This window comes from Phytoamicus setariae (assembly GCF_016722925.1).
In the GTDB taxonomy this organism is placed as follows: domain Bacteria; phylum Pseudomonadota; class Alphaproteobacteria; order Rhizobiales; family Rhizobiaceae; genus Rhizobium_E; species Rhizobium_E setariae.
The window spans coordinates 99,376-119,545 of the sequence record NZ_JAEQNC010000001.1; the positions used below are offsets into that span (position 1 = coordinate 99,376).

Consider the following 20,170-nt stretch of genomic DNA (forward strand, 5'->3'; position numbering starts at 1 on the left):
GACTAATGAGGCGAAATGGAATATTCAACCAACAGGGTGAATAAATGGAAGACGAAACTCTGTCACGTATCCTCAAGGCTGTCGGAGATACCACGCGGCGGCATATCCTCACGCTCCTCGTCCAGGAGGGGCCGCTGAGAGTGACGGCTCTCGCCTCCCATTTTGCCATGTCCCTGAACTCCGTCTCCAAACATATCAAGGTGCTGGAGGAGGCGGGACTGGTCACTCGCCGGACTTTGGGCCGCGAACACTATATTGCGGCGGAGCTCGATCCGTTGAAACATACGGAAAATTGGTTCGGGCAACTGAAGTCTGTATGGGAACTGCGCCTTTCGGCGCTCGATCAACTGCTCGCTTCAAAGGAAGACGATCATGAGTGTACTTGATGCCGTGAGTGAACTTGAACTGAATGTCAGCCGCACGATCGCCGCCCCGCTCGAGAAGGTCTTCAATGCCTGGCTCGAACCCGAAACATTGGCGAAGTTCATGCGACCCTGCGACGGCGAGGGGATGGACGCGACGGTGCAGAACGACCCGGTCAAAGGCGGACGCTTCTCCATCGTCATGAAGCTGGAAGACAAGGAAGTTCCGCATGCCGGCACCTACTTGGAAGTAAAGCCTTATTCGCGCCTGGCATTCACCTGGGAATCGCCCTTTTCGCAGGATGACAGTGTCGTGACGATCGACTTTACCGAAATCGGGATGCGGTCGACGCTTGTCGCACTGAAGCAGGTCAAGTTCTCGAGCGAAGAGTCTCGGGACGGCCATATCAAGGGCTGGACGCGAATGTTCGACCAGCTCACCCTCGTGCTAGCCTGACGGCACTGGAGACCGGCTGGGCGGCTTGCCGCCGCCCGCCCGTTATATTTTGCTGAGCAAAGCCTCATCCGGATAGCAGGTCGGCTTGATGCCGTTCTGCTGCTGCCAGCGGCCGATCGAGCGGCGGGTTTTGTAGCCCGGCAGGCCGTCGATCTTGCCGACATCGTGGCCCATCTTGTTGAGCCGCTGCTGCATATGCAGCACATCCGAGCGCAGCATGTGGCCCACCTGACCCCAACTAGCCTTGAACGGCCCCGTCCCATTGGCGATGCGGTCGGCCAGGTTGCCGATGAACAGCGCGTAGAGGTCGGAGTTGTTGTATTCCTTGATAACGTAGAAGTTCGGGCTGACGATGAATTCCGGCCCGTGCCGTCCGGCCGGCACCAGCATCATGCTGTCGGCTTTCATCTCGTTGCCAGGGAAAGCTTTCCCCGAAATGCGTGTGATCCCAAGCGTGGCCCATTTCTTCAGCGGCTGGGCGAGGTCCGGGCCCTCCTGCGCGCAGGAGACAGTGTCAGGAATCATCACCTCGTAGCCCCAGCCACGGTCACGCTGCCAACCCTTGGCGACCAGGTAATTGGCAATGGAACCGAGTGCATCCGGCACCGAATTCCAGATGTCCTTGCGCCCGTCTCCGTCGAAATCGACGGCATATTTCAGGTAGGAGGAAGGCATGAACTGAGGCTGGCCTATGGCGCCGGCCCATGAACCCTTCATGGCTTTGGGGTCGATGCCGCTTTCAACCATCTGCAGTGCGGCGAGCAATTCCTTGCGGAAGAGATCCTTTCGATCGCCCATGAAGGCCATCGTGGCAAGCACGTCCATTTCGGAGGAAGTGATTTTGGCCTTGCCGTAGCCGGTTTCGCGACCCCAGATTGCCACGACGATTTCGCCGGGAACCCCATATTTTCTTTCGATGTTCTTCAACAGGCGCGCATGCGAGGACGCGTAGGCCTTGCCCTGACTCGCCAGGCTCGCCAGCCGCTTTTCGGAAAAGTAGGGGCCCGGCGTCGCAAACTCTGCCTGGGTCTGTTTCTTCTTTTTCTTCGGCTTCTCGCCCGGGGCAACGAGATCGGGAAGCTTCCAGTTAAGTGCCACACCGGCAAAGGCACGGTCGAAGGCCTTGCGCGAGATGCCCTGCGCCTGGGCAGCTGGCCAGATGTCGCTTTCTATCCAGCTGTGGAACTGCTTTTCGACCGCAGCCTGGGAGGCGGCGTGGGACGCCGATATCGGGGCCAGGAACAGTGCCAGTGCAGCGATGGCTGCCTTCAAGGTAGGGCGTGGCAGACTCATGCTCACTCCTTGCTGTTGTTAGGGGGTCAGATTGTCGTCCGCGATCGAAGCGCCGCCGTCAGCGTGCCTTCGTCCAGATATTCGAGTTCGCCGCCCACGGGCACGCCATGCGCAAGCCGAGTGACCTTGATCCCCAGCCCGGAAAGCTGGCCGGTTATATAGTGGGCGGTCGTCTGGCCCTCGACGGTCGCGTTGACGGCGATGATGATTTCCTTGACGCGTCCATCGCCGACCCGCTCGATCAGTCCACGGATGTTCAGATCATCGGGACCGATGCCGTCGAGTGGCGAAAGTGTGCCGCCGAGCACGTGATAGGCGGCGTTCATGGCGCCTGCGCGCTCCAACGCCCAGAGGTCGGAAACGTCTTCGACGACGATGATGACAGAATGATCGCGTCGCTCGTCCGAACAGACCGTACAGGGATCGATCGTATCGACATTGCCGCAGCAGGAGCAGATGCGAACCTTCTGGTGGGCCTCCGCCATCGCGCTCGCAAGCGGGCCCAGCAACTGGTCCTTCTTCTTGACGAGATGAAGGGCCGCCCGTCGCGCCGAGCGCGGGCCGAGGCCCGGCACCTTTGCCAGGAGCTGGATGAGTTTTTCGATTTCTGGTCCGGTGACTCGCTTTGCCATGGGCTGCTTTTATCCCATGTTCGATACGTTTGTGAATCACTTTAGCCGGAAAGAAAGCCGCAGGCGGAAATGGGAAAATCGTCGTAAACTTGCCACTTGTTATTTTGCGGCGATCGCAGCCGCTGCGCCCGCCATCAAGCCGGCGCTGGTCCGGTTGGCAATCCTCATTGCCCGACTGCTTCTCAGGAAGCCGCGGGCTTTCGCGGCAAGCAGGACCCAGGCAAGGTCAATGGCGACCAGCACCGCCAGCATCACCCCGACGAGTTCGGCCCAGCCTGCAACCGTTACCGAATTGATATCGATGATTGTGGGCAACAATGCCACATAGAACATCATGATCTTGGGGTTGCCGAGTGTCACGGTCATGCCGGCGAAAAACAGCTTTCTCGCCGAGCCGGCGTCCGGGATTGCGCTGCCTTCAGTTCCGGTTGGCGCGTGCCACATTTTCCAGGCGAGAAACAGCAGATAGGCCACGCCAATCCATTTGATCGCTACGAACAGGTAATGGAATGTCTCGGCGATTGCCGCAAGTCCGAGCACCGCAAGCGACAGCCACATCATCTCCCCGATCCACATCGCGGCCAGAAACGGCAACACGTCACGGTGCCCTCGCGACAGGACACGCGCAATCAGTGCAGCGATGCTGGGGCCCGGCGAGCCGGCGGCGATCGCCAGCGCACCCGCGAAGATGGCAAGTGATGCTAAGGTCATCGTTATCCCTCCCGTGGCAGGTCGGATCATACACCAGGCATCTTATCCGGCAACCGGCTGACTGGCTCGTGCCCTTCAAATAAGGTAACATTGCCGAACCAGTTTTTTTGTGGTTCAGTGCTCTCAATCGGTGTGAAAGGGGAAATCGCACCCGCGATTGAGAGCTGTAATTTTTACAGCTTCTTGGCGGTGCACCCACCTTTCAGCTTTCGGAATAAACTGCACGTCTTTTCTCAGTTGCCACAACCGCAGGCTTTGGATGTTCGTAATGCTCCGCATTGGCTTTTCTGCCTTCCTTGTTTCATTCATGCTCACCTTGTCCGGGGCGATTGCGTTTGCCCAGCAAGCGCCCGCGCCGCCGCCTGAGAAAATCTCGGAACTGATCCGGTTGCTGGACGATCCGACAATCCGCGACTGGCTGAAAACACAGCAGCAGACTCAAGCCAAGCCGGTCGAATCCGAACTGGAGCCCGGCATCGAGCAATGGGAGGCCAATGCCAGATCGAGTTTCCGGCAATTGTTCAGGGCAATCCCGACGGTTCCATCCGAGTTTGCCGCAGCGGCGGGACGGGTCCGTAGCGAGGCTGCAAGCAGCGGGTTCATGTCTGCCGCCAGCAGCATTGCCATTGTTCTGCTGGTCAGTTTTCTTGGCGAGTGGGCGGTCCGGAGCTTCATCCGCCGGACTGCCAACGAAAGCCTGCTGCTAAAACGGACGTATATGGAGCTTGTGCCGCTGGTTGCCTTCATTCTGATTGTGGCTGCGGCGTTCCTTTCGATAGACTGGCCGCACCTTATGCATTCGGCCATACTCTTCTACCTGCTGGCCGTTGTTGCCTTCAGGATTGTCGCCTCGGCATCCGCCATGGCCTTGTCCGCTGGAAGCTTGTCGACCTTCATGTATCGCAGGGTGCTGCTGTTCAGCGCCATCCTGCTGCTTTCGATTGCCACTGCCCGGCTGGCCCAAAAACTATCCGTTCCTCCGGACACAATTCGCGCGGCGTCTTTCCTTGCGACCATCGTTTTGCTGGGGCTCTGCTGCGAAGCCGTTTGGCGACATCCCGATCCGTCCGTCACGCCGGTCCGTACCAGGCTGGTTCGGACCGCCTATTTCGTCGCGCTGTGGCTGCTCTGGTCCTGCGGCTTCCGTGTATTGTTCTGGGCCTGCCTTTATGCAGTCGCGCTCCCGAAAATACTGCCGGCGGTGGATCGCTTTGCAAAGGCATTCGTCGCTGCCCGCTGGCCGGATCAGCCGGAGCACAGTATACGTACCGTTCTCGTCGTACGCGGCGTCAGAGCGGTAATCTTCGCTGCCGCCGTCGCATGGCTTGCGGTCGTCTGGCAGTACAATCCCCAAAATCTTGGTCGTGAAATCTCATTCCTCGACACCATCATACGCGGTCTGTTCGTCAGCATGATCGTGCTCCTGGTGTTCGATCTCGGTTGGAGCCTCACCAAGGCATTGATCGACCGCAAGCTTGAATCCGTACGAACCGATGGGCCCTTGCCGCCCGAGGAGGCAGCGCGCCGGGCCAGGCTGCGGACACTACTGCCGATTTTTCGCAATGGCCTTGCCGCCGTGTTTATTGTCGTTGCCGCCCTGATGGTTCTTGCCGAGTTGGGCGTCCAGATCGGGCCGCTCATCGCCGGTGCCGGCATATTCGGCGTTGCGATAGGCTTCGGGTCACAAACGCTGGTCAAGGATGTGATCAGTGGCGTCTTGTACCTGATGGATGATGCCTTCCGCGTCGGAGAATACATCCAGAGCGGCAGTTACAAGGGAACGGTGGAATCCTTCAGCCTCCGTTCAATCAGGCTTCGTCACCACCGCGGCCCTGTCTTCACTGTCCCCTTCGGGGAGCTTGGTGCGGTGCAGAATATGAGCCGCGACTGGGCGATCGACAAGTTCCTGCTGCGCGTCACATTCGATGCCGATATCGCCAAGGCGAAAAAGCTGGTGAAGGCGATCGGGGCCGAGCTGCTTGAAGATCCGGAAGTTGGCCCCGAAATTATCGAGACACTGAAAATGAAGGGTGTCGAGCAGATCAGCGAGTACGGTATCGAACTCGCATTCGCCTTCATGGCCAAACCCGGCTACCAATCGATGATCCGTCGGCGTGCCTACACAATGATACGGCAGGCGTTCAAGGAGAACGGCATCGAGTTCGCACAGCCGACTATCCAGGTTGGCGGCGAGGACAAGGCAGAAAATGCGGCCGTGGCATCGGCAATTGCCGCGCAGAAGAAGTTGGCCGAGGCAACCGCTGCGGCGGCGGAACAATGAGGATGAAGCAAGCCTGAAGCCGGCACAGAGTAAAGTGCCGGCTATTGGGCTCGTCTTGGTACTTGGGCGATCAGCGTTCGGGCTGCAAGGCCCGCAGGCTCAGAACGGGAACTTCATGCCCGGAGGCAGCGGCAGGCCGGCAGTCAGCGCCGACATCTTTTCGGCGGCCTGGGCTTCGCCCTTGTCCTTTGCATCCTTGTGTGCGGCGACGATCAGGTCCTCGAGGATCTCGACATCATCTTCCTTGAACAGCGAGGGGTCGATCTTGATCGCGCTCATCTGGCCTTTGCCATCGAGAATGACAGTCACCAGCCCGCCGCCGGATTTGCCCTCAATGCTGAGTGCGGCGATCTCGGCCTGGGCCTTTTCCATCTTGGCCTGCATTTCCTTGACCTTGCCCATCATGCCCATCAGGTCTTTCATAGCGGTACTCCTCTGAAATCAGTCGTTGTCGTCATTCGAATCGGGTTCTGGCAGCGTCTCGTCGTCGTCTTCAGCGACAGCATGGATGCGAACATCGATGATCTTCGCGCCTGGGAACCGGGAAAGGATTGCCGCGACGTCAGGGTCGGCGCGGGCGTCCGCTACCCGGTCGTCACGCTCTTTGGCGTCGTTTTCGACGAGCGTCAGCCCGCCGGGACCGTTGCTCAGGACGACGAGCCAGTGCATGCCCGTCCATTCCTTCAGCCTCAGTGCCATGTCATTGACGAGCGAACGTGGCGCGTCGGGCGAGAGTGCCACCTCGAGCTTGCCGGGCTCGATCTGGACCGGCCGCACGAACTGGCGAATCTGCGCCTTCAGTTTCATGTCGCGCTTTTCGCCAGCCAGATTTGCGACATCGGCCAGCGAACGGATGTTGACTGTCGGCTGAGGCTTCTCTTCGATCCTCGGTGCGACCATCTGCGAGGGTTCCGGCCTTGTATTGGGCACGGCGCGCAACATGGCAGAGGCGCCTCCGCCCGAGGTCCGGGGACCCGAAGGCTGGTCGTGGCCGCGCGCATCGGTCGTGTAGGATTGCGTCATGCCGCCGCCGCCATTCGTCGGCCGGGAACCCGAACCGGGCGCTTCCGCTTCGCCGCTGGCGATTGCCGCGATGCGTCGCGCGGCATCCTCGGGAGAGGGCAGGCTGCCTGCATGGGTCAGGCGGATCAGCACCATCTCGGCGGCGCCAAACGGGCGCGAGGCATTTTCGGTTTCCGGAATGCCCTTGAGCAGCATCTGCCAGATCCGCGACAGAGTGGTAACCGCAATGGACTTTGCGAACTCGGCGCCCTGCACTCGTTCGATCTCGCTAAGCGACGGATCGCTCGCCGCTTCCGGAATGAATTTGAGCCGTGTTACCAGGTGGGTGAAGTCGGCCAGATCGGTCAAGACCACGGTGGGGTTGGCGCCGGCTTCGTACTGGCCAGCGAATTCCTTCAGGGCTGAACTAATGTCGCCCTTGGTGATGTGGCGAAAGAGATCGGCAATGCGCGCCCGATCGGCAAGACCCAGCATCGAGCGCACGGCGTCGGTTGCTACATGGCCGCTGCCATGGGCTATGGCCTGGTCGAGCAGCGAAAGGCCGTCGCGGGCGGAACCCTCGGCGGCGCGTGCGATCAGCGCCAGCGCTTCGGCTTCGGCGGTGATCTGCTCTTTTTCGGAAATGGTGGTGAATAGGCCGGTGAGATCGGCCGCCGAAATTCGACGGAGGTCGAAACGCTGGCAGCGGGAAAGGACGGTGACCGGAACCTTGCGGATTTCCGTGGTGGCGAAGATGAACTTGACGTGCTCGGGCGGCTCTTCCAGCGTCTTCAGCAGGCCGTTGAAAGCCGCGGTCGACAGCATGTGCACTTCGTCGATGATGTAGACCTTGTAGCGGGCGGATGCGGGCTTGTAGCGCACCTGCTCGATGATCTCTCTGATGTCGTCGATGCCGGTATGCGAGGCGGCGTCCATTTCGATGACGTCGACATGGCGGCCTTCCATGATCGCCTGGCAATGGATGCCGGGGTCCCGCAGGTCGATCGTCGGTTTGTCGATCGTATCGGTCTTGTAGTTGAGCGCCCGGGCAAGGATGCGGGCGGTGGTGGTCTTGCCGACCCCGCGTACCCCGGTCAGCATGTAGGCCTGCGCGATGCGACCTGTCTCGAAAGCATTGGTCAGCGTCTGGACCATGGCTTCCTGGCCGACCATCAGGTCGGAGAAGTCCTTCGGCCGGTACTTGCGCGCAAGCACGCGGTAGCCGGTCTTCTCGGTTGGTTGTCCTGATGGAATGAGCTCGTCTGCCATCTCGTCCGCTGCGCTGTCGCCTGTTTCCGGATCAAACTATCCAACTTGACCGGAAATGGAAATTCCGGTCATCTCTGAAATAGCGAAGTCCACGGGAAAAAGAGGGTGGGAGGCCGGCACGATGACCCGTACCGAAGCTCGTTGGGGCTGCTTCCTTCCGGACCTGACCCGGTTGGCGAGTGGCGCGTCCACCACCAGCCTCCCGCTGTCCATATCGTCAATATCGCTCTCGATTGCAAGCCAAACTTGGAATAAACTGATATGCAAATGAAAAATACCTGCAGGGAGACTGGATTTGGCGACGTTCAAACTCGATGAGAGGCTCGCAGGCGATTCGGTCCTCGTCACCAATATCGGCCTTTGCCAGCTCCGGCTGATGAACGACAGCCGCTGGCCATGGCTCATCCTTGTCCCGCAGCGCGACAATATCTGCGAAATGTTCGATCTCGCCCCGCTCGATCAGGCCATGTTGACCTTCGAGACCAATCTCGTCGCCGAGGCCTTGAAGAAGGTCAAGGGCGCGGAGAAGATCAATGTCGCAGCAATTGGCAACATCGTTCGTCAGTTGCATGTGCACGTCATCGCCCGCTATGAAAACGATGCGAACTGGCCCGGCCCGGTCTGGGGATACGGTGAAAGACAGCCCTATCCAGAAGCGGAGAAAGCGGCTTTGGTGAAATACATATTGGATGCTCTTTGATGCCCAAAACGCAGCAACACTCCATTTTCGATGTACTGCAACCCCATCCCGAAGCCTCAAGCCTAGTCGCGTTTTCAGCCAACCGGCTGGACCGGCAGTCGGAGCATCGCCCGGCCGATTGCGTGGATGCGGCGCTGAAGAGCGAAGGCGTTCACCTCTATGCGTTTGCCGGGGGCAAGTTGGTGCTCAAGCACGAGGAGCAGCTCCTCGATCCGCTGTTTGCTCCCTACGAACTCGAAGATCTCGAGCCGGATTTCGACAACGCGATCCTGCTCGGTTATGAAAAGACAGGCGAGGCGCGGCTCGCCGTGCCTGTCGGACTCGATCCGGAGAGTAGCGTCGATCAACTGAAGTTTGCCGACGGGCGCACGCTGATGCGCGAGGCCCTGATCGGCGACGAGTTGCTGGGCGAATTCGCCCAGGCATGCTCGCTGATCGCCTGGAACGCCGCCGCGCGCTTCTGTGGCAAATGTGGTGCGTCCACCTTGAGTGAGGCAGGTGGCTACCGGCGCAAATGCTCGGCCTGCGCGACGCTCTATTTTCCCCGCGCCGACCCGGTCGCCATCATGCTGACCATCGACGTGGCTGGGGACCGTTGCCTGATGGGGCGGTCGCCGCATTTCAGCGAAGGGATGTATTCGTGCCTGGCGGGCTTCGTCGAGCCGGGAGAGACGATCGAGAGCGCGGTCCGCCGCGAGACGTTCGAAGAGTCCGGTATCGAAACAGGCAAGGTTCGCTATCATGCCAGCCAGCCATGGCCGATGCCGCATTCGCTGATGATCGGCTGCTATGCCGAAGCACTCTCGTTCGATGTGACGCCCGATACGACCGAACTGGAGGATTGCCGCTGGTTTACCCGCGCCGAAGTTCTGGCGATGGTGGAAGGCGGTCACCCTGATGGAATTTATGTACCGGTCGGTGGCGCAATCGCCTATCGGCTGATTCGCGATTGGCTGGACTGGCCTGAGCAGGAGAGGACCCGAAATGAGTGAGGTGGAGATCGACCGCGAGGAGCGTGTCGCCATTCTGAAGAAGCAGGAGCAACTGGCTCAGTTCCAGACCTTTACCGAAGAAACGGCCTTTGACCTCGGGTCTGTGATCTTCGGCATCGCCCGGGCCAAGCGCGCGCCCGTCGTCGTCAACATACGCACGTCCGACCGTGTGCTGTTTCACGCCGCAATGCCGGGCGCGACACCCGACAACGACAACTGGGTACGCCGCAAGAGCAACACTGTGCTGCGTTATCACCAGTCCTCCCTGCTTTTCGGCGACACGCTGGCGCTCAAGGGGCGGGAAATCAACCCTGACATGGGCATCGGCTTGATGGACTATGCAGGCCACGGCGGCAGCTTTCCGGTGCGCATCCGGAAATCCTGCGTCGTCGGCGCCATTACCGTTTCGGGCCTGCCGCAGCTTGACGATCACCGCATGATTGTCGAGGCGCTCGGCCTGTTCCTGAAAGTCGACCTTCCGCACTTTTGACAACCGGACCGGAAACTGCCGGTCTGACAATGTGCAGAACAAGGTTACCCGCCAGACCGACGCCGAATGTCGGACCGTGCTGTGAGTGAAATTTCGTCGTGAGTGAAGAGGTGCCGTGATGAAGGCCATGTACTACGAACGTTTCGGAGAAATGCCTGAAATCCGGACCCTTCCCGATCCGGTCGCGGTGCCGGGTGCCGTCGTGGTCAAGGTCGAAGCGACGGGGCTTTGCCGCAGCGACTGGCACGGCTGGAGGGGGCATGATTCCGACATTCGTCTGCCGCATGTGCCCGGCCATGAATTTGCTGGTGTGGTCGCTGCAGTGGGCGACGGGGTCGTACGCCACAAGGTAGGCGATCGGGTCACCGTTCCCTTTGTTTCAGGCTGCGGACACTGCCATGAGTGCCGCTCCGGCAACCAGCAGGTCTGTGAGGAGCAATTCCAGCCCGGCTTTACCCATTGGGGGTCGTTCGCCGAATATGTCGCCATCCACTATGCCGACAACAATCTCGTGACGCTGCCCGACAGCATGGCGTTCGCAACAGCGGCCAGCCTTGGCTGCCGCTTCGCGACATCCTTCCGCGCCGTCGTCGATCAGGCGCGCGTGCGCGGCGGCGAATGGGTGGCCGTGCATGGCTGTGGCGGGGTGGGGCTTTCGGCGATCATGATTGCTGCGGCGCAGGGCGCCAGCGTCATCGCGGTTGACATTTCAAGCGAAAAGCTGGAGCTGGCCCTTTCGCTTGGCGCAACAGCGGCCATCAACAGCCGAGACGTGGCCAGCGTTGTGCAAGCGGTGAAGGACCTGACCGGCGGCGGCGCGCATGCTTCCATCGATGCGCTCGGCCACCCCGAAACCTGTTTCAACTCTATTGCCAACTTGCGGCGCAGAGGGCGCCACGTCCAGGTGGGGCTGATGCTCGGCGAGCATACCACCCCGAAGATACCAATGGCCGAGGTGATCTCCCGAGAGCTGGAGATTTACGGCAGCCATGGCATGCAGGCCTGGCGATACGACGCCATGCTGGAGATGATTTCCGCCGGCAAGCTCCAGCCGCAAAAGCTGATCGGCGGCTCTCTGACGCTTTCAGAGGCGGCATCCGCACTGACCAACATGGATGCCTTCGCCGATACCGGGATAAGGATCATAGACCGGTTCGTTTGAGGCAGGCGACGGGTCGCCGGCTGGTCAGGCCTGTGATGCCCTGAAGGCCTGCCGTATGGCATCCGCCATGCCAAGGATGGCCTCGCTGGCCAGACGATTGGAGAGTCGGAGGACGACGCGCGAGAAATCGATCACTTGAAAGCCGTCGGCCGCCGTGAGTTCCCGGCAATCGTCCGGTATGCTGGTTCGTGCCAGCGGGGCAATGCCGAGTCCTGCGCGGACCCCTGCCGTCAGTCCGTTGCTGCTATCCGAGAGATAGGAGATCCGGTAGTTGTCCTGCTTTCTGTCGAGCGAGGCAAGCGACATGGTCTTGCACCAGCTCTCGCTGGTGTACATCGCCACCGGCATCGGGCTGCGCAGATGCTGTTCATGGATCTTGGAGGTCACCCAAACGGTGGGATCGCTGCACAGCAGTTCGTGGGCGGAGTGGTCTCCCTGTTCATAGACCACGGCAAGGTCGAGCAGGTCGTTGTTGAGGGCTTGAATGTTGGTCGCCGACAGCCCGAAGCGAACCAGGATTTCCACCCCGGGATGCATTGAATCGAAGCTGCCCAGCGCCCTGGGCAAGACGAAAGAGCTGTATTCCTCTGGAATGCCGATCCTGACCAGCCCGCTCAGATGCGGCTGGCGCACGCTGGCTGCAGCTTCCTCCAGCATCGCGATCACGCGCCGCGCCTTCGAGAGCAGGTGATTGCCGTGCGTGGTCAGGATCACGCCGCGCGACGTGCGGTCGAACAGCGACTCGCCGAGATTTTCCTCGAGCCGCTTCATCTGGATGCTGACGGCCGACTGCGTGCGGCCAACAACTTCACCCGCTTTGGTGAAGTTTCGGGTGTCGGCCACGGCCACGAATGTGCGCAGGAGGTCGCTTTCGAGGGTGCTGGACATGATTGCGATAGCCATTAAAAATAATCATGAACGAGATTTAGTATATTCGTTTGATTTATGTCAAGCGGCGACCGAATCTAGGACCAGGAGGAATTGCGATGAGAACGATGATCCAGCACTGGTTGAAGAAAATGCTTGCCACTCTGTCGCAGAAGACTGGTGCGATCACAGATGTTGGGAGCGATTTGCGCCTCAACGCCCACTTGCGCCGAGACCTTGGACTCTCCGAAGGCGAGTTTGATCCCCCGAGGTTTTCAGGAAGCGATTTGTCCGATACCGAACTGGGCCGATCGCGGCTTTAGGCGGGACGTTTGCTTGGCGCTAAAAAAGCAAAAAGCCCGGCGGACCGGGCTTTTTTGAGTTTTCTCAACGGCTTACGACCGTCGGAAAAAGGACTGGTGCCCAGAAGAGGACTCGAACCTCCACACCCTTTCGGGTACCAGCACCTGAAGCTGGCGCGTCTACCAATTCCGCCATCTGGGCAACGACGGTGCATGTACGGGCCGGCTGGCCGCCTGTCAACAGGGTTTTTGAAAAAATGCAGGAGAAAAATGAGGTCGCCGTTTGAGCCTTTTCTAACATTCCAGCTGGAGCGGCTGGTTTGCAGGCGGTTGCCCTCATTTTGCCAAAAATAAGCAATTGGTAACCTGGAACTGCAACTGCAAGCGGAGGGAATTTTTTTGGAGTTGCCAACGTATTGTAGAATGTGGTCATAGTTCAACGAATAAGATTGAACAAAAAAACGTCTACTGCAAGGGACACCTTGGAGCATATGGCTCCGGACAAACTTGAGAGGATTAGAATATGTCGAAAATCCGCAATATCGTGATGGCAGGCGCACTCGCTGTTGCTTCGGTCATCCCGATGTCGGTAGCCGAAGCCGGGCCTATTGCACCTGCGCCATTGAAAATTGAAAAGAGCTCTGATGTCACGCAGGTCCGTTGCGGACGTTGGGGTTGCGGCCGTGGTCGTGGCTACTGGCGCGGCCGTGGTTACTGGCGTGGTCGTGGATATTGGGGTCCGCGCCGAGTCTGGATTGCTCCACGGGTGGTTATTGCGCCGGGTTACGGCGTGCGCCGCGGTTACAACGCCCACGTCCGGTGGTGCCTGAACCGCTATGGGTCGTACAATCCGGGAACCAACACGTTCCTGTCGTATGACGGTTATTACAAGCGTTGCAACTCGCCATACCGTTGATCGACGGCTGGTAAGCTGACAAAGGGCAGGCGGTGAACCGCCTGCCCTTTGTCGTTCAATGCGATTGCTGAGCGTGACTATCGGTCTGTATGACCAAGATCGCGCTCAGGCTCGATGATGTCGCGAACCCGTTGCTTGAGTTCCTTCGGGCCGGGAAAGCCGCCGTCGGCTTTGCGCTCCCAGATCAGCTGGTCGTCCACCCTGATTTCGAAATTTCCGCCGGTACCCGGCACCAGCGCCACTTCTGCGAGACTTTGACCGAAGGTCTGGAGCAATTCCTGCGCCATCCAGCCGGCACGAAGCAGCCAGTTGCATTGGGTGCAGTAGAGGATGGTCACGCGCGCTTTTTGGGTCATGCCGACTGATACCATTCCATTCCGACCTTGCAAAGGCTGCAGGGCGCACCGACATCTGGCCCAAAAACACCGGAGACCCCTATGATATTGACGTCTGCTAGCCGCGCTGCCGCCGGCATTTTTTCGCCGGAGATTCGCGGTGTTTTCTGGAAAGTGCTGGGCTTGACCGTGCTCGCGCTGGCCGCATTGTGGCTTTCCATCCGCCAGGCGTTCGTGTCATGGGTGATGCCATGGATCGAGCCCTGGTTTCCCGGCCTGCCAGACTGGGCAGGCTGGCTCGCCGTTGCAGGCTCTTTCATCTGGGCAGTGGGTCTTGCTGCAGCGGTCGCCATGCTGATCGCGCCGGTGAGTGCCATTGTGGCCGGTTTTTTTCTCGATGACGCGGCTGAAATCATCGAAGGAAAGGATTATCCAGACGATCGCCCCGGTGTGGCCCTGCCGCTAGGCCAGGCGCTTGCTTCCAGCTTGCGTTTTTTCCTTGTCGTGATCGCTGCAAACTTGCTGGCGCTGGTGCTGCTGTTGGTGCCCGGCGTCAACATCGTCATCTTCTTTGTCGTCAACGGCTACCTGATCGGCCGGGAGTATTTCGAGTTTGCCGCCAGCCGCCATCTCGGCGTGGCCGGGGCAAAGCAGTACCGTCGTGTCAATCAGGGCACGGTGATCCTGGCAGGGATGCTGGTTGGTCTCCTGCTTCTCGTGCCGGTTCTCAACCTGCTGACACCGCTGTTTGCGGCCGTGCTGATGGTCCATCTGTTCAAGGCGATGAAAGAGAAGGATGCCGCGCTTAAAAGACCTGCGGCGGCAGTTCCTTGAGTTCCGCCGGCACGTCGCAGGTCTTGTCGGGCGATTTGCAGATATCGGCGATAACGCATTTTTCGCATTCGGGGCGCCGTGCCTTGCAGCAATAGCGCCCGTGCAGAATCAGCCAGTGGTGGGCGTGATAAAGATAGTGCGGCGGGATGATTTCCAGGAAATGGTTCTCGACCTCGTCAGTCGTCTTGCCCGGTGCAATCTTCAGGCGATTGCCAATTCTAAAAATGTGGGTGTCGACCGCGAGCGCGGCTATCCCGAAGGCCATGGATAAAACCACATTGGCAGTCTTGCGCCCGACGCCCGGCAGCGTCACCAGTTCTTCTCGTGTCCTGGGAACCTCACCGCCGAAATCCGTCAGCAGCTTGGCGGAAAGTGCGATGACGTTCTTGGCCTTGTTGCGATAGAGGCCGATCGTCTTGATGTATTCGCGCACGGTGTCTTCGCCGAGTGCCAGCATTTTCGCTGGCGTATCGGCAATGGCAAACAGCGGACGCGTCGCCTTGTTGACACCGACGTCGGTCGCCTGCGCCGAAAGCGCCACGGCGACGAGAAGCGTGTAGGGGTTGGTGTGGAAGAGCTCACCCTTCGGTTCGGGCCGTAGGATCGAGAATCGCCGGAAGATTTCCTCTATTTCTTCCGGCGTGTACGGACAGCGGAAGGTGAGTTTTTTGCGGATCTTTCTGGTCGCGGTGGCTACGGCTTCGATCGGGTTGCGCTTTGTCATGATTGTCCTATAGTTTCAGCAATGACGATAGGGAACGACAGCGAGACGATCAACAGCCAGCCGGTTTTTACCGCCGAGCTGAAACCTCACCGTTCCCTTGGAAAGACGGGTTTTCGCGTGCTGATGGCACTCACCTTTGTGCTTTGCTTCTTCAACGCGATCTTCTTCATGGTAACCGGCGCGCTGCCGGTGGCGATGTTCTTTGGGATCGATTTCATCCTTCTTTACGGAGCCTTCTGGCTGAACTACCGGTCGGCCAGGGCGCGTGAGAGGATCATGCTTTCACGCACCGAGCTCGAGATTCATAAGGTTTCCCCGGCAGGTAGGATCACGCGGAGCCTGTACAGCCCGTTCTGGGCGCGCTTCGACGTGGCGCGGCACGAAGAATATGGGATCACATCGATGGCCGTGACCGGCAAGGGGCGGTACACGCCGGTCGGCATGTTCCTCGGCGCCGACGAGCGCGAGAGCTTCGCGCGCGCCTTCACGTCGGCGCTGGCAACGGTCAAGCGGCGGATTTAGAACCGTGCAAGAAGCGGGTGGCCGCGGGCCGCCTTTCATGCCAAGCTTCATCCAAACAAGGATTACGGGCATGACAATTTCTCTAAATCACGCGAAGGACATCACTCCCGCAGGCGACGATTATGCCGTGGTGTCGGGTGTCATCGAAATGCTGACCGAGGACTACCAGCACCAGCCCTCGCTCGACCGGATAGCGGGCGAGATGGGTCGCGACCCGCTCGAGCTGCAGAAGACGTTCACCCGCTGGGCTGGGCTCTCGCCCAAGGCGTTTCTGCAGGCGGTAACGCTCGATCACGCCAAGCGCCTGCTCGGCGAGGAACGGATGCCATTGCTCGAGGCGTCAATCGAGCTTGGTTTGTCTGGACCGGGGCGGCTGCATGACCTGTTCGTCACCCATGAGGCCATGTCTCCCGGCGAGTGGAAAGAGAAGGGCAGGGGGCTGGCGATCCGTTATGGCTTCCACGATTCGCCGTTCGGTCGCGCCCTGCTGATGGCGACCGACCGCGGCCTGTGCGGCCTTGCCTTCTCTGATGAGGACAAAGGCGGCGATCAGTTTGCCCTGGAGGACATGACACACCGCTGGCCAGATGCCGTCTATAGCCACGATGACGCAGCGGTGCTGCCCTACGCGGAGCGGATCTTTGATCCTGAGCGCTGGCAGGCAAACGAGCCGCTGCGCGTCGTGTTGATCGGCACGGATTTCCAGATCAGGGTCTGGGAACAATTGCTGGAAATTCCGGTTGGTCGGCTCTGCACTTATTCGGACCTCGCCAATCGCATCGGCGCGCCCAAGGCATCGCGCGCGGTCGGCGCGGCCGTCGGCCGCAACCCGGTGTCGTTCGTGGTTCCCTGCCATCGCGCAATCGGAAAATCCGGCGCTCTGACCGGGTATCACTGGGGCCTGACCCGCAAGCGGGCGATGCTCGGCTGGGAAGCGGCGAAGGCGTGACGCCTTCGCCCGTCAGCTCAATTCGCGCTCAATGGGCGCCGGACATGTCGCCCAGCACTTCCTTGGACTTGACCGTGGAATCCGCATTGAGCTTGTAGACCATGGGAACGCCGGTCGCGAGATTGACCGACAGGATCTGCTCCTTGGTCAGGCGGTCGAGCACCATCACCAGCGAACGCAGCGAGTTGCCATGGGCGGCGACCAGCACGTTCTTGCCGGCCAGCACCTGCGGCAGGATATCGGTGAGGTAATAGGGCCAGACGCGGGCGCCGGTGTCGCGCAGGCTCTCTCCGCCCGGCGGCGGCACGTCATAGGATCGGCGCCAGATATGCACCTGCTCCTCGCCCCACTTGGCGCGCGCGTCATCCTTGTTGAGGCCCGACAGATCGCCATAATCGCGCTCGTTGAGCGCCTGGTCGCGGATGGTTTCAAGGCCGCTTTGGTCGACGCAATCCAGGATGATCTTGAGCGTGTTCTGCGCACGCACCAGGTCGGATGTGTAGGCGATGTCGAACTTGATACCGTAGTCCTTGAGCGCCTGGCCGCCGGCATTGGCTTCGGTAACGCCGAGTTCGGTCAGGTCGGGATCCTTCCAGCCGGTAAACAGGTTCTTCAGGTTCCATTCGCTCTGGCCGTGACGAACCAGTACCAACGTTCCGCTCATAGGGTCATTCTCCTCATCTGCATGTCAGGATAGTCAGCTGTCGAGCCCGAGCACGTCGAGCATGTTGTAGAAGCCGGGCTTCTTGTCGAAAGCCCAGCGCGCGGCTCTCAAGGCCCCTTGCGCAAACAGCGACCGGTCGGTAGCCCGGTGTGAAAGCGTCACCATTTCGGTCTCGCTGGCGAAGATAACCTCGTGATCGCCGATCACGCCGCCGCCACGCAGCGTCGCAAATCCGATCGAGCCCGGTTCGCGCGCACCGGTGTGACCGTCGCGCACCTTGACGGCATTGGCGAGCAGGTCGATGCCCCGGCCCTTGGCAGCTTCCGCGCCGAGCAGCAGAGCGGTGCCCGATGGCGCATCCACCTTCCTGTTGTGGTGCATTTCCAGCACTTCGATGTCCCAGTTGACCGCTTCCAACGCGGCAGCGGCCTGCCGCACGAGCACGCCAAGCAGGTTGACGCCGAGGCTCATATTGCCGGACATGACGATGCGGGCATGACGGCTGGCAGCCTTGATCTTTTCAACATCGTCCTGCGAGCAGCCGGTGGTGCCGATGATATGGACGATGCGGGCCTGGGCCGCGAGGGCCGCGAATTCCACCGTCGACGCCGGCGAAGTAAAATCGATGACGGCATCGGCCTTGACGAAAGCCTCGAGTGGATCGGCCGTGATCGGCACACCGATCGGGCCGATGCCGCAGACGTCGCCTGCGTCCTTGCCGATGGCGGCAGAGCCTTCCCGTTCGATCGCCGCATGGATGCGCATGCCTGCTGCGGCGTGGATAGCCTTCAGCAGGGTTTGTCCCATGCGCCCGGCGGCTCCGGCCACCACCACCATCTTCATCTCGGTATCCGTCATTGTCCTGTTCCCATCGAAGAGATGTCGTCTTTTCGTATCTGCAGCCGGTTCAGGCGAGCGTAGAGCCCGCCTTCTTCCCGTGCAAGCATGTCATGCGAGCCTTCTTCCGCAATCTGCCCGGCCTCGATGACGATGATCTTGTCGGCTTCGGCAATGGTCGAAAGCCTGTGGGCGATCACCACCACGGTTCGGCCCTTCATGGCGTTTTCGAAGGCCTTTTGCACCGCGGCTTCCGATTCATTGTCGAGTGCGGAGGTCGCCTCGTCCAATAGCAAGATCGGCGCATTGCGCACAAGCGCGCGGGCGATCGACAGCCGTTGCTTCTGTCCTCCGGACAGGTTGGCGCCGTTCTCGCCCACCGGGGTATCGTATCCGAGTGGCAGATTGAGGATGAATTCGTGGGCATAGGCAAGTCGTGCAGCATCTTCGATCTCGCGATCCGTTGCATCCGGCCGGCCATAGCGGATGTTGTCACGCACTGTACCTTCAAACAGCACGGGTGCTTGCGACACGTAAGCGAGCTTTTCGCGGAGCGATTGCTTTGTCACAAAGCGCAGGTCCTGACCGTCGATCAGAATCTGGCCCTGATCGGGATCATAAAACCGCGGGATCAGGTTGATGATCGTCGATTTTCCGGCGCCCGAGGGGCCGGCAAATGCGGTCGTTTCGCCGCCCTGGGCCACGAAGCTCACGCCCTTCAGAATGGGATCGGCGCCATAGCCGAAATGCACATTGCGGAATTCGATCTTGCCGGCGGTCACTTCCAGCGGTTTAGCCTCGGCGACGTCACGCATCGGTATGGGCGTATCGAGGATGTCGTAGATCATCTTCGCATTGACGTAGGCGCGCTCCATCTGCACCTGCAGTTTCGTCAACCGCCGCGCCGGATCGTAGGCAAGCAGCAGCGCGGTGATGAAGGCGATGAAGGCACCCGGAAGCTGGCCGTTGTAGATAGACTGGTAGGCGGCGTAGCCGAGCACGAGTGCGATCGCCGCGCCGGCGAAGCTCTCGGTCAATGGCGCGGTGCGTTCGGAAAGCCGGGCTATGCGGTTGGCGCGCCTTTCTGCAGTATCGACCAGATGCTCGACGCGACCTCTCAACTGGCTTTCCATGGTGAAAGCCTTGACGATTGGCAGCCCCTGGATGGCCTCCTGCATCGCACCGCTGACATGGGCGTTGTATTCTACCGATTCACGCGAAGCGACCCGGATTTTCCGGGCGATGATCCGCATGGCGATAAACATCGGCGGGGCTGCCAGGAAGACGATCACCGACAGCAGCGGGTCCTTCGAGAACATCACGCCGACGAGTGCCACGAACGTCAACGCATCACGGGCAAGCGATGTAATGGTGAGGTTCAGCGTGTCACGGATGCCGTTGACATTCTGCGAGATCGTTGCGGTGATCCGCGCCGAGCGCGCTTCCGAGAAATAGCCGAGGTTCAGAGCCAGCAGATGGTTGAACAGGCGCTTCTGATAGCGAGCGACGATCGCGTTGCCGATCTTGGTAAGCGCCACGGCCTGGCCGTAGGACGCCAGACCTTTCAGCGAGAAGGCGACGAAAATGGAAATGCAGATGATCCAGACGAGATCGGTGCGCTTGTTGGCGAACGTCTCGTTGATCACAGACTCCATCACCCAGGCAGTGAAAGCCGTCGACAGCGCCACGACCATCAGGCAGGAGATTGCCAGGATGTAGCCGCGCATATGCTCGCGCGCGTTCTCCTTGAAAACCCGCTTGATCACCGGGAAGATCGCCGAACGGTCGATTTCCTGCTTCTGGGGGCGTGATACACTCAAATCAGAACTTTCCTGGCCGACAACGCTACGGCATAGGGCCTATTGCAAT

General features: G+C 60.0%; 22 protein-coding genes, 1 tRNA gene and 1 other RNA gene. 11 read left to right on the forward strand and 13 right to left on the reverse strand.

All coding sequences use genetic code 11. From position 1 onward, the window contains the following. Nucleotides 1-44: 44 nt before the first annotated feature. Together JJB09_RS00510 and JJB09_RS00515 are read left to right on the forward strand one after the other, a co-directional pair. Nucleotides 45-386, forward strand: coding sequence for an ArsR/SmtB family transcription factor (locus JJB09_RS00510; protein WP_201651734.1), 342 nt, complete (start codon nt 45-47; stop codon nt 384-386). Then, the gene (locus tag JJB09_RS00515) at nt 373-819 is read left to right on the forward strand and encodes an SRPBCC family protein (protein WP_210341627.1); all 447 of its coding nucleotides are present in this window, start codon (nt 373-375) and stop codon (nt 817-819) included. The genes JJB09_RS00510 and JJB09_RS00515 overlap by 14 nt, the downstream gene beginning before the upstream one ends. A 42-nt stretch (nt 820-861) precedes the next feature. Here the strand turns inward: JJB09_RS00515 and JJB09_RS00520 are convergent, their stop codons facing one another. The 3 genes from JJB09_RS00520 to JJB09_RS00530 all read right to left on the reverse strand — a co-directional run bounded on the left by JJB09_RS00520 (nt 862) and on the right by JJB09_RS00530 (nt 3,455). Beyond that, on the reverse strand, nt 862-2,112 hold the full coding sequence (locus JJB09_RS00520; RefSeq protein WP_201651736.1) for a lytic murein transglycosylase: 1,251 nt from the start codon (nt 2,110-2,112) through the stop codon (nt 862-864). A 26-nt stretch (nt 2,113-2,138) separates the two neighbouring features. Then, entirely contained in the window at nt 2,139-2,744 is a 606-nt protein-coding gene (gene recR / locus JJB09_RS00525; protein ID WP_201651738.1) for a recombination mediator RecR, read from the reverse strand. Nucleotides 2,745-2,843: 99 nt separating this feature from the next. After that, the gene (locus JJB09_RS00530; RefSeq protein WP_201651740.1) at nt 2,844-3,455 is read right to left on the reverse strand and encodes a LysE family translocator; all 612 of its coding nucleotides are present in this window, start codon (nt 3,453-3,455) and stop codon (nt 2,844-2,846) included. 268 nt (nt 3,456-3,723) lie between these two features. Between JJB09_RS00530 and JJB09_RS00535 the strand changes: the two genes are divergently transcribed. Next, nucleotides 3,724-5,736 (forward strand): mechanosensitive ion channel family protein, encoded by a 2,013-nt coding sequence (locus JJB09_RS00535; RefSeq protein ID WP_246748522.1) that lies wholly within the window; start codon nt 3,724-3,726, stop codon nt 5,734-5,736. A gap of 99 nt (nt 5,737-5,835) precedes the next feature. Here the strand turns inward: JJB09_RS00535 and JJB09_RS00540 are convergent, their stop codons facing one another. From JJB09_RS00540 to ffs, 3 genes are all read right to left on the reverse strand, one after another. Continuing rightward, nucleotides 5,836-6,159, reverse strand: coding sequence for a YbaB/EbfC family nucleoid-associated protein (locus JJB09_RS00540; RefSeq protein WP_201651742.1), 324 nt, complete (start codon nt 6,157-6,159; stop codon nt 5,836-5,838). Nucleotides 6,160-6,177: 18 nt separating this feature from the next. After that, nucleotides 6,178-8,007, reverse strand: a complete 1,830-nt coding sequence (locus tag JJB09_RS00545) for a DNA polymerase III subunit gamma/tau (protein WP_201651744.1) — start codon at nt 8,005-8,007, stop codon at nt 6,178-6,180. Nucleotides 8,008-8,112: 105 nt separating this feature from the next. Beyond that, an RNA gene (gene ffs / locus JJB09_RS00550) (signal recognition particle sRNA small type) lies at nt 8,113-8,210 on the reverse strand. Between the two features lie 92 nt (nt 8,211-8,302). Between ffs and JJB09_RS00555 the strand changes: the two genes are divergently transcribed. The 4 genes from JJB09_RS00555 to JJB09_RS00570 all read left to right on the forward strand — a co-directional run bounded on the left by JJB09_RS00555 (nt 8,303) and on the right by JJB09_RS00570 (nt 11,351). After that, nucleotides 8,303-8,707 (forward strand): HIT domain-containing protein, encoded by a 405-nt coding sequence (locus JJB09_RS00555; protein WP_201651746.1) that lies wholly within the window; start codon nt 8,303-8,305, stop codon nt 8,705-8,707. Next, complete coding sequence (nudC, locus tag JJB09_RS00560) at nt 8,707-9,699, forward strand: NAD(+) diphosphatase (protein WP_201651748.1); 993 nt, start codon at nt 8,707-8,709, stop codon at nt 9,697-9,699. The genes JJB09_RS00555 and nudC overlap by 1 nt, the downstream gene beginning before the upstream one ends. Next, nucleotides 9,692-10,189 (forward strand): heme-degrading domain-containing protein, encoded by a 498-nt coding sequence (locus JJB09_RS00565; RefSeq protein WP_201651750.1) that lies wholly within the window; start codon nt 9,692-9,694, stop codon nt 10,187-10,189. The genes nudC and JJB09_RS00565 overlap by 8 nt, the downstream gene beginning before the upstream one ends. A 118-nt stretch (nt 10,190-10,307) precedes the next feature. Further along, nucleotides 10,308-11,351, forward strand: coding sequence for a zinc-dependent alcohol dehydrogenase family protein (locus JJB09_RS00570; protein WP_201652635.1), 1,044 nt, complete (start codon nt 10,308-10,310; stop codon nt 11,349-11,351). Between the two features lie 24 nt (nt 11,352-11,375). Here JJB09_RS00570 and JJB09_RS00575 read toward each other — a convergent pair whose 3' ends face one another. Then, complete coding sequence (locus JJB09_RS00575) at nt 11,376-12,239, reverse strand: LysR substrate-binding domain-containing protein (protein ID WP_201651752.1); 864 nt, start codon at nt 12,237-12,239, stop codon at nt 11,376-11,378. Nucleotides 12,240-12,635: 396 nt separating this feature from the next. Beyond that, nucleotides 12,636-12,722: transfer RNA gene (locus tag JJB09_RS00580), tRNA-Leu, on the reverse strand. Nucleotides 12,723-13,043: 321 nt separating this feature from the next. Between JJB09_RS00580 and JJB09_RS00585 the strand changes: the two genes are divergently transcribed. Beyond that, on the forward strand, nt 13,044-13,436 hold the full coding sequence (locus tag JJB09_RS00585) for a BA14K family protein (protein WP_201651754.1): 393 nt from the start codon (nt 13,044-13,046) through the stop codon (nt 13,434-13,436). A gap of 77 nt (nt 13,437-13,513) precedes the next feature. Here the strand turns inward: JJB09_RS00585 and JJB09_RS00590 are convergent, their stop codons facing one another. Beyond that, nucleotides 13,514-13,792: an Rdx family protein gene (locus JJB09_RS00590; protein ID WP_201651756.1), complete on the reverse strand. Its 279-nt coding sequence runs from the start codon at nt 13,790-13,792 to the stop codon at nt 13,514-13,516. An 81-nt stretch (nt 13,793-13,873) separates the two neighbouring features. Here JJB09_RS00590 and JJB09_RS00595 point away from each other — a divergent pair, with 81 nt between their 5' ends. After that, the gene (locus tag JJB09_RS00595; protein ID WP_201651758.1) at nt 13,874-14,605 is read left to right on the forward strand and encodes a sulfate transporter family protein; all 732 of its coding nucleotides are present in this window, start codon (nt 13,874-13,876) and stop codon (nt 14,603-14,605) included. On the opposite strand, the gene nth is transcribed toward JJB09_RS00595, so the two are convergent. Next, nucleotides 14,577-15,329, reverse strand: a complete 753-nt coding sequence (gene nth / locus JJB09_RS00600; RefSeq protein WP_201651760.1) for an endonuclease III — start codon at nt 15,327-15,329, stop codon at nt 14,577-14,579. The genes JJB09_RS00595 and nth overlap by 29 nt on opposite strands. A gap of 21 nt (nt 15,330-15,350) precedes the next feature. Between nth and JJB09_RS00605 the strand changes: the two genes are divergently transcribed. Beyond that, entirely contained in the window at nt 15,351-15,851 is a 501-nt protein-coding gene (locus JJB09_RS00605; protein WP_201651762.1) for a DUF2244 domain-containing protein, read from the forward strand. Between the two features lie 70 nt (nt 15,852-15,921). Further along, nucleotides 15,922-16,800, forward strand: coding sequence for a methylated-DNA--[protein]-cysteine S-methyltransferase (locus JJB09_RS00610; protein WP_201651764.1), 879 nt, complete (start codon nt 15,922-15,924; stop codon nt 16,798-16,800). 28 nt (nt 16,801-16,828) lie between these two features. Here the strand turns inward: JJB09_RS00610 and JJB09_RS00615 are convergent, their stop codons facing one another. The 3 genes from JJB09_RS00615 to JJB09_RS00625 are packed head-to-tail and all read right to left on the reverse strand — an operon-like array spanning nt 16,829 to nt 20,121. Then, nucleotides 16,829-17,464, reverse strand: a complete 636-nt coding sequence (locus JJB09_RS00615) for a 2,3-bisphosphoglycerate-dependent phosphoglycerate mutase (protein ID WP_201651766.1) — start codon at nt 17,462-17,464, stop codon at nt 16,829-16,831. A 33-nt stretch (nt 17,465-17,497) separates the two neighbouring features. Then, nucleotides 17,498-18,322: a 4-hydroxy-tetrahydrodipicolinate reductase gene (gene dapB, locus JJB09_RS00620; protein ID WP_201651768.1), complete on the reverse strand. Its 825-nt coding sequence runs from the start codon at nt 18,320-18,322 to the stop codon at nt 17,498-17,500. Then, nucleotides 18,319-20,121 (reverse strand): ABC transporter ATP-binding protein, encoded by a 1,803-nt coding sequence (locus tag JJB09_RS00625; protein WP_425523667.1) that lies wholly within the window; start codon nt 20,119-20,121, stop codon nt 18,319-18,321. The genes dapB and JJB09_RS00625 overlap by 4 nt, the downstream gene beginning before the upstream one ends. Between the last annotated feature and the right edge of the window lie 49 nt (nt 20,122-20,170).

What these genes read in the sequence shown, in the direction of transcription:
- JJB09_RS00585 (WP_201651754.1), top strand. Translation starts at nt 13,044, where the DNA reads ATGTCGAAAATCCGCAATATCGTGATGGCAGGCGCACTCGCTGTTGCT.
- JJB09_RS00575 (WP_201651752.1), bottom strand. Translation starts at nt 12,239, where the DNA reads ATGTCCAGCACCCTCGAAAGCGACCTCCTGCGCACATTCGTGGCCGTG.
- nudC (WP_201651748.1), top strand. Translation starts at nt 8,707, where the DNA reads ATGCCCAAAACGCAGCAACACTCCATTTTCGATGTACTGCAACCCCAT.
- recR (WP_201651738.1), bottom strand. Translation starts at nt 2,744, where the DNA reads ATGGCAAAGCGAGTCACCGGACCAGAAATCGAAAAACTCATCCAGCTC.
- JJB09_RS00610 (WP_201651764.1), top strand. Translation starts at nt 15,922, where the DNA reads ATGACAATTTCTCTAAATCACGCGAAGGACATCACTCCCGCAGGCGAC.
- nth (WP_201651760.1), bottom strand. Translation starts at nt 15,329, where the DNA reads ATGACAAAGCGCAACCCGATCGAAGCCGTAGCCACCGCGACCAGAAAG.
- JJB09_RS00545 (WP_201651744.1), bottom strand. Translation starts at nt 8,007, where the DNA reads ATGGCAGACGAGCTCATTCCATCAGGACAACCAACCGAGAAGACCGGC.
- JJB09_RS00510 (WP_201651734.1), top strand. Translation starts at nt 45, where the DNA reads ATGGAAGACGAAACTCTGTCACGTATCCTCAAGGCTGTCGGAGATACC.
- JJB09_RS00540 (WP_201651742.1), bottom strand. Translation starts at nt 6,159, where the DNA reads ATGAAAGACCTGATGGGCATGATGGGCAAGGTCAAGGAAATGCAGGCC.
- JJB09_RS00605 (WP_201651762.1), top strand. Translation starts at nt 15,351, where the DNA reads ATGACGATAGGGAACGACAGCGAGACGATCAACAGCCAGCCGGTTTTT.
- JJB09_RS00615 (WP_201651766.1), bottom strand. Translation starts at nt 17,464, where the DNA reads ATGAGCGGAACGTTGGTACTGGTTCGTCACGGCCAGAGCGAATGGAAC.
- JJB09_RS00565 (WP_201651750.1), top strand. Translation starts at nt 9,692, where the DNA reads ATGAGTGAGGTGGAGATCGACCGCGAGGAGCGTGTCGCCATTCTGAAG.
- JJB09_RS00515 (WP_210341627.1), top strand. Translation starts at nt 373, where the DNA reads ATGAGTGTACTTGATGCCGTGAGTGAACTTGAACTGAATGTCAGCCGC.
- JJB09_RS00595 (WP_201651758.1), top strand. Translation starts at nt 13,874, where the DNA reads ATGATATTGACGTCTGCTAGCCGCGCTGCCGCCGGCATTTTTTCGCCG.
- JJB09_RS00590 (WP_201651756.1), bottom strand. Translation starts at nt 13,792, where the DNA reads ATGACCCAAAAAGCGCGCGTGACCATCCTCTACTGCACCCAATGCAAC.
- JJB09_RS00530 (WP_201651740.1), bottom strand. Translation starts at nt 3,455, where the DNA reads ATGACCTTAGCATCACTTGCCATCTTCGCGGGTGCGCTGGCGATCGCC.
- dapB (WP_201651768.1), bottom strand. Translation starts at nt 18,322, where the DNA reads ATGACGGATACCGAGATGAAGATGGTGGTGGTGGCCGGAGCCGCCGGG.
- JJB09_RS00535 (WP_246748522.1), top strand. Translation starts at nt 3,724, where the DNA reads ATGCTCCGCATTGGCTTTTCTGCCTTCCTTGTTTCATTCATGCTCACC.
- JJB09_RS00520 (WP_201651736.1), bottom strand. Translation starts at nt 2,112, where the DNA reads ATGAGTCTGCCACGCCCTACCTTGAAGGCAGCCATCGCTGCACTGGCA.
- JJB09_RS00570 (WP_201652635.1), top strand. Translation starts at nt 10,308, where the DNA reads ATGAAGGCCATGTACTACGAACGTTTCGGAGAAATGCCTGAAATCCGG.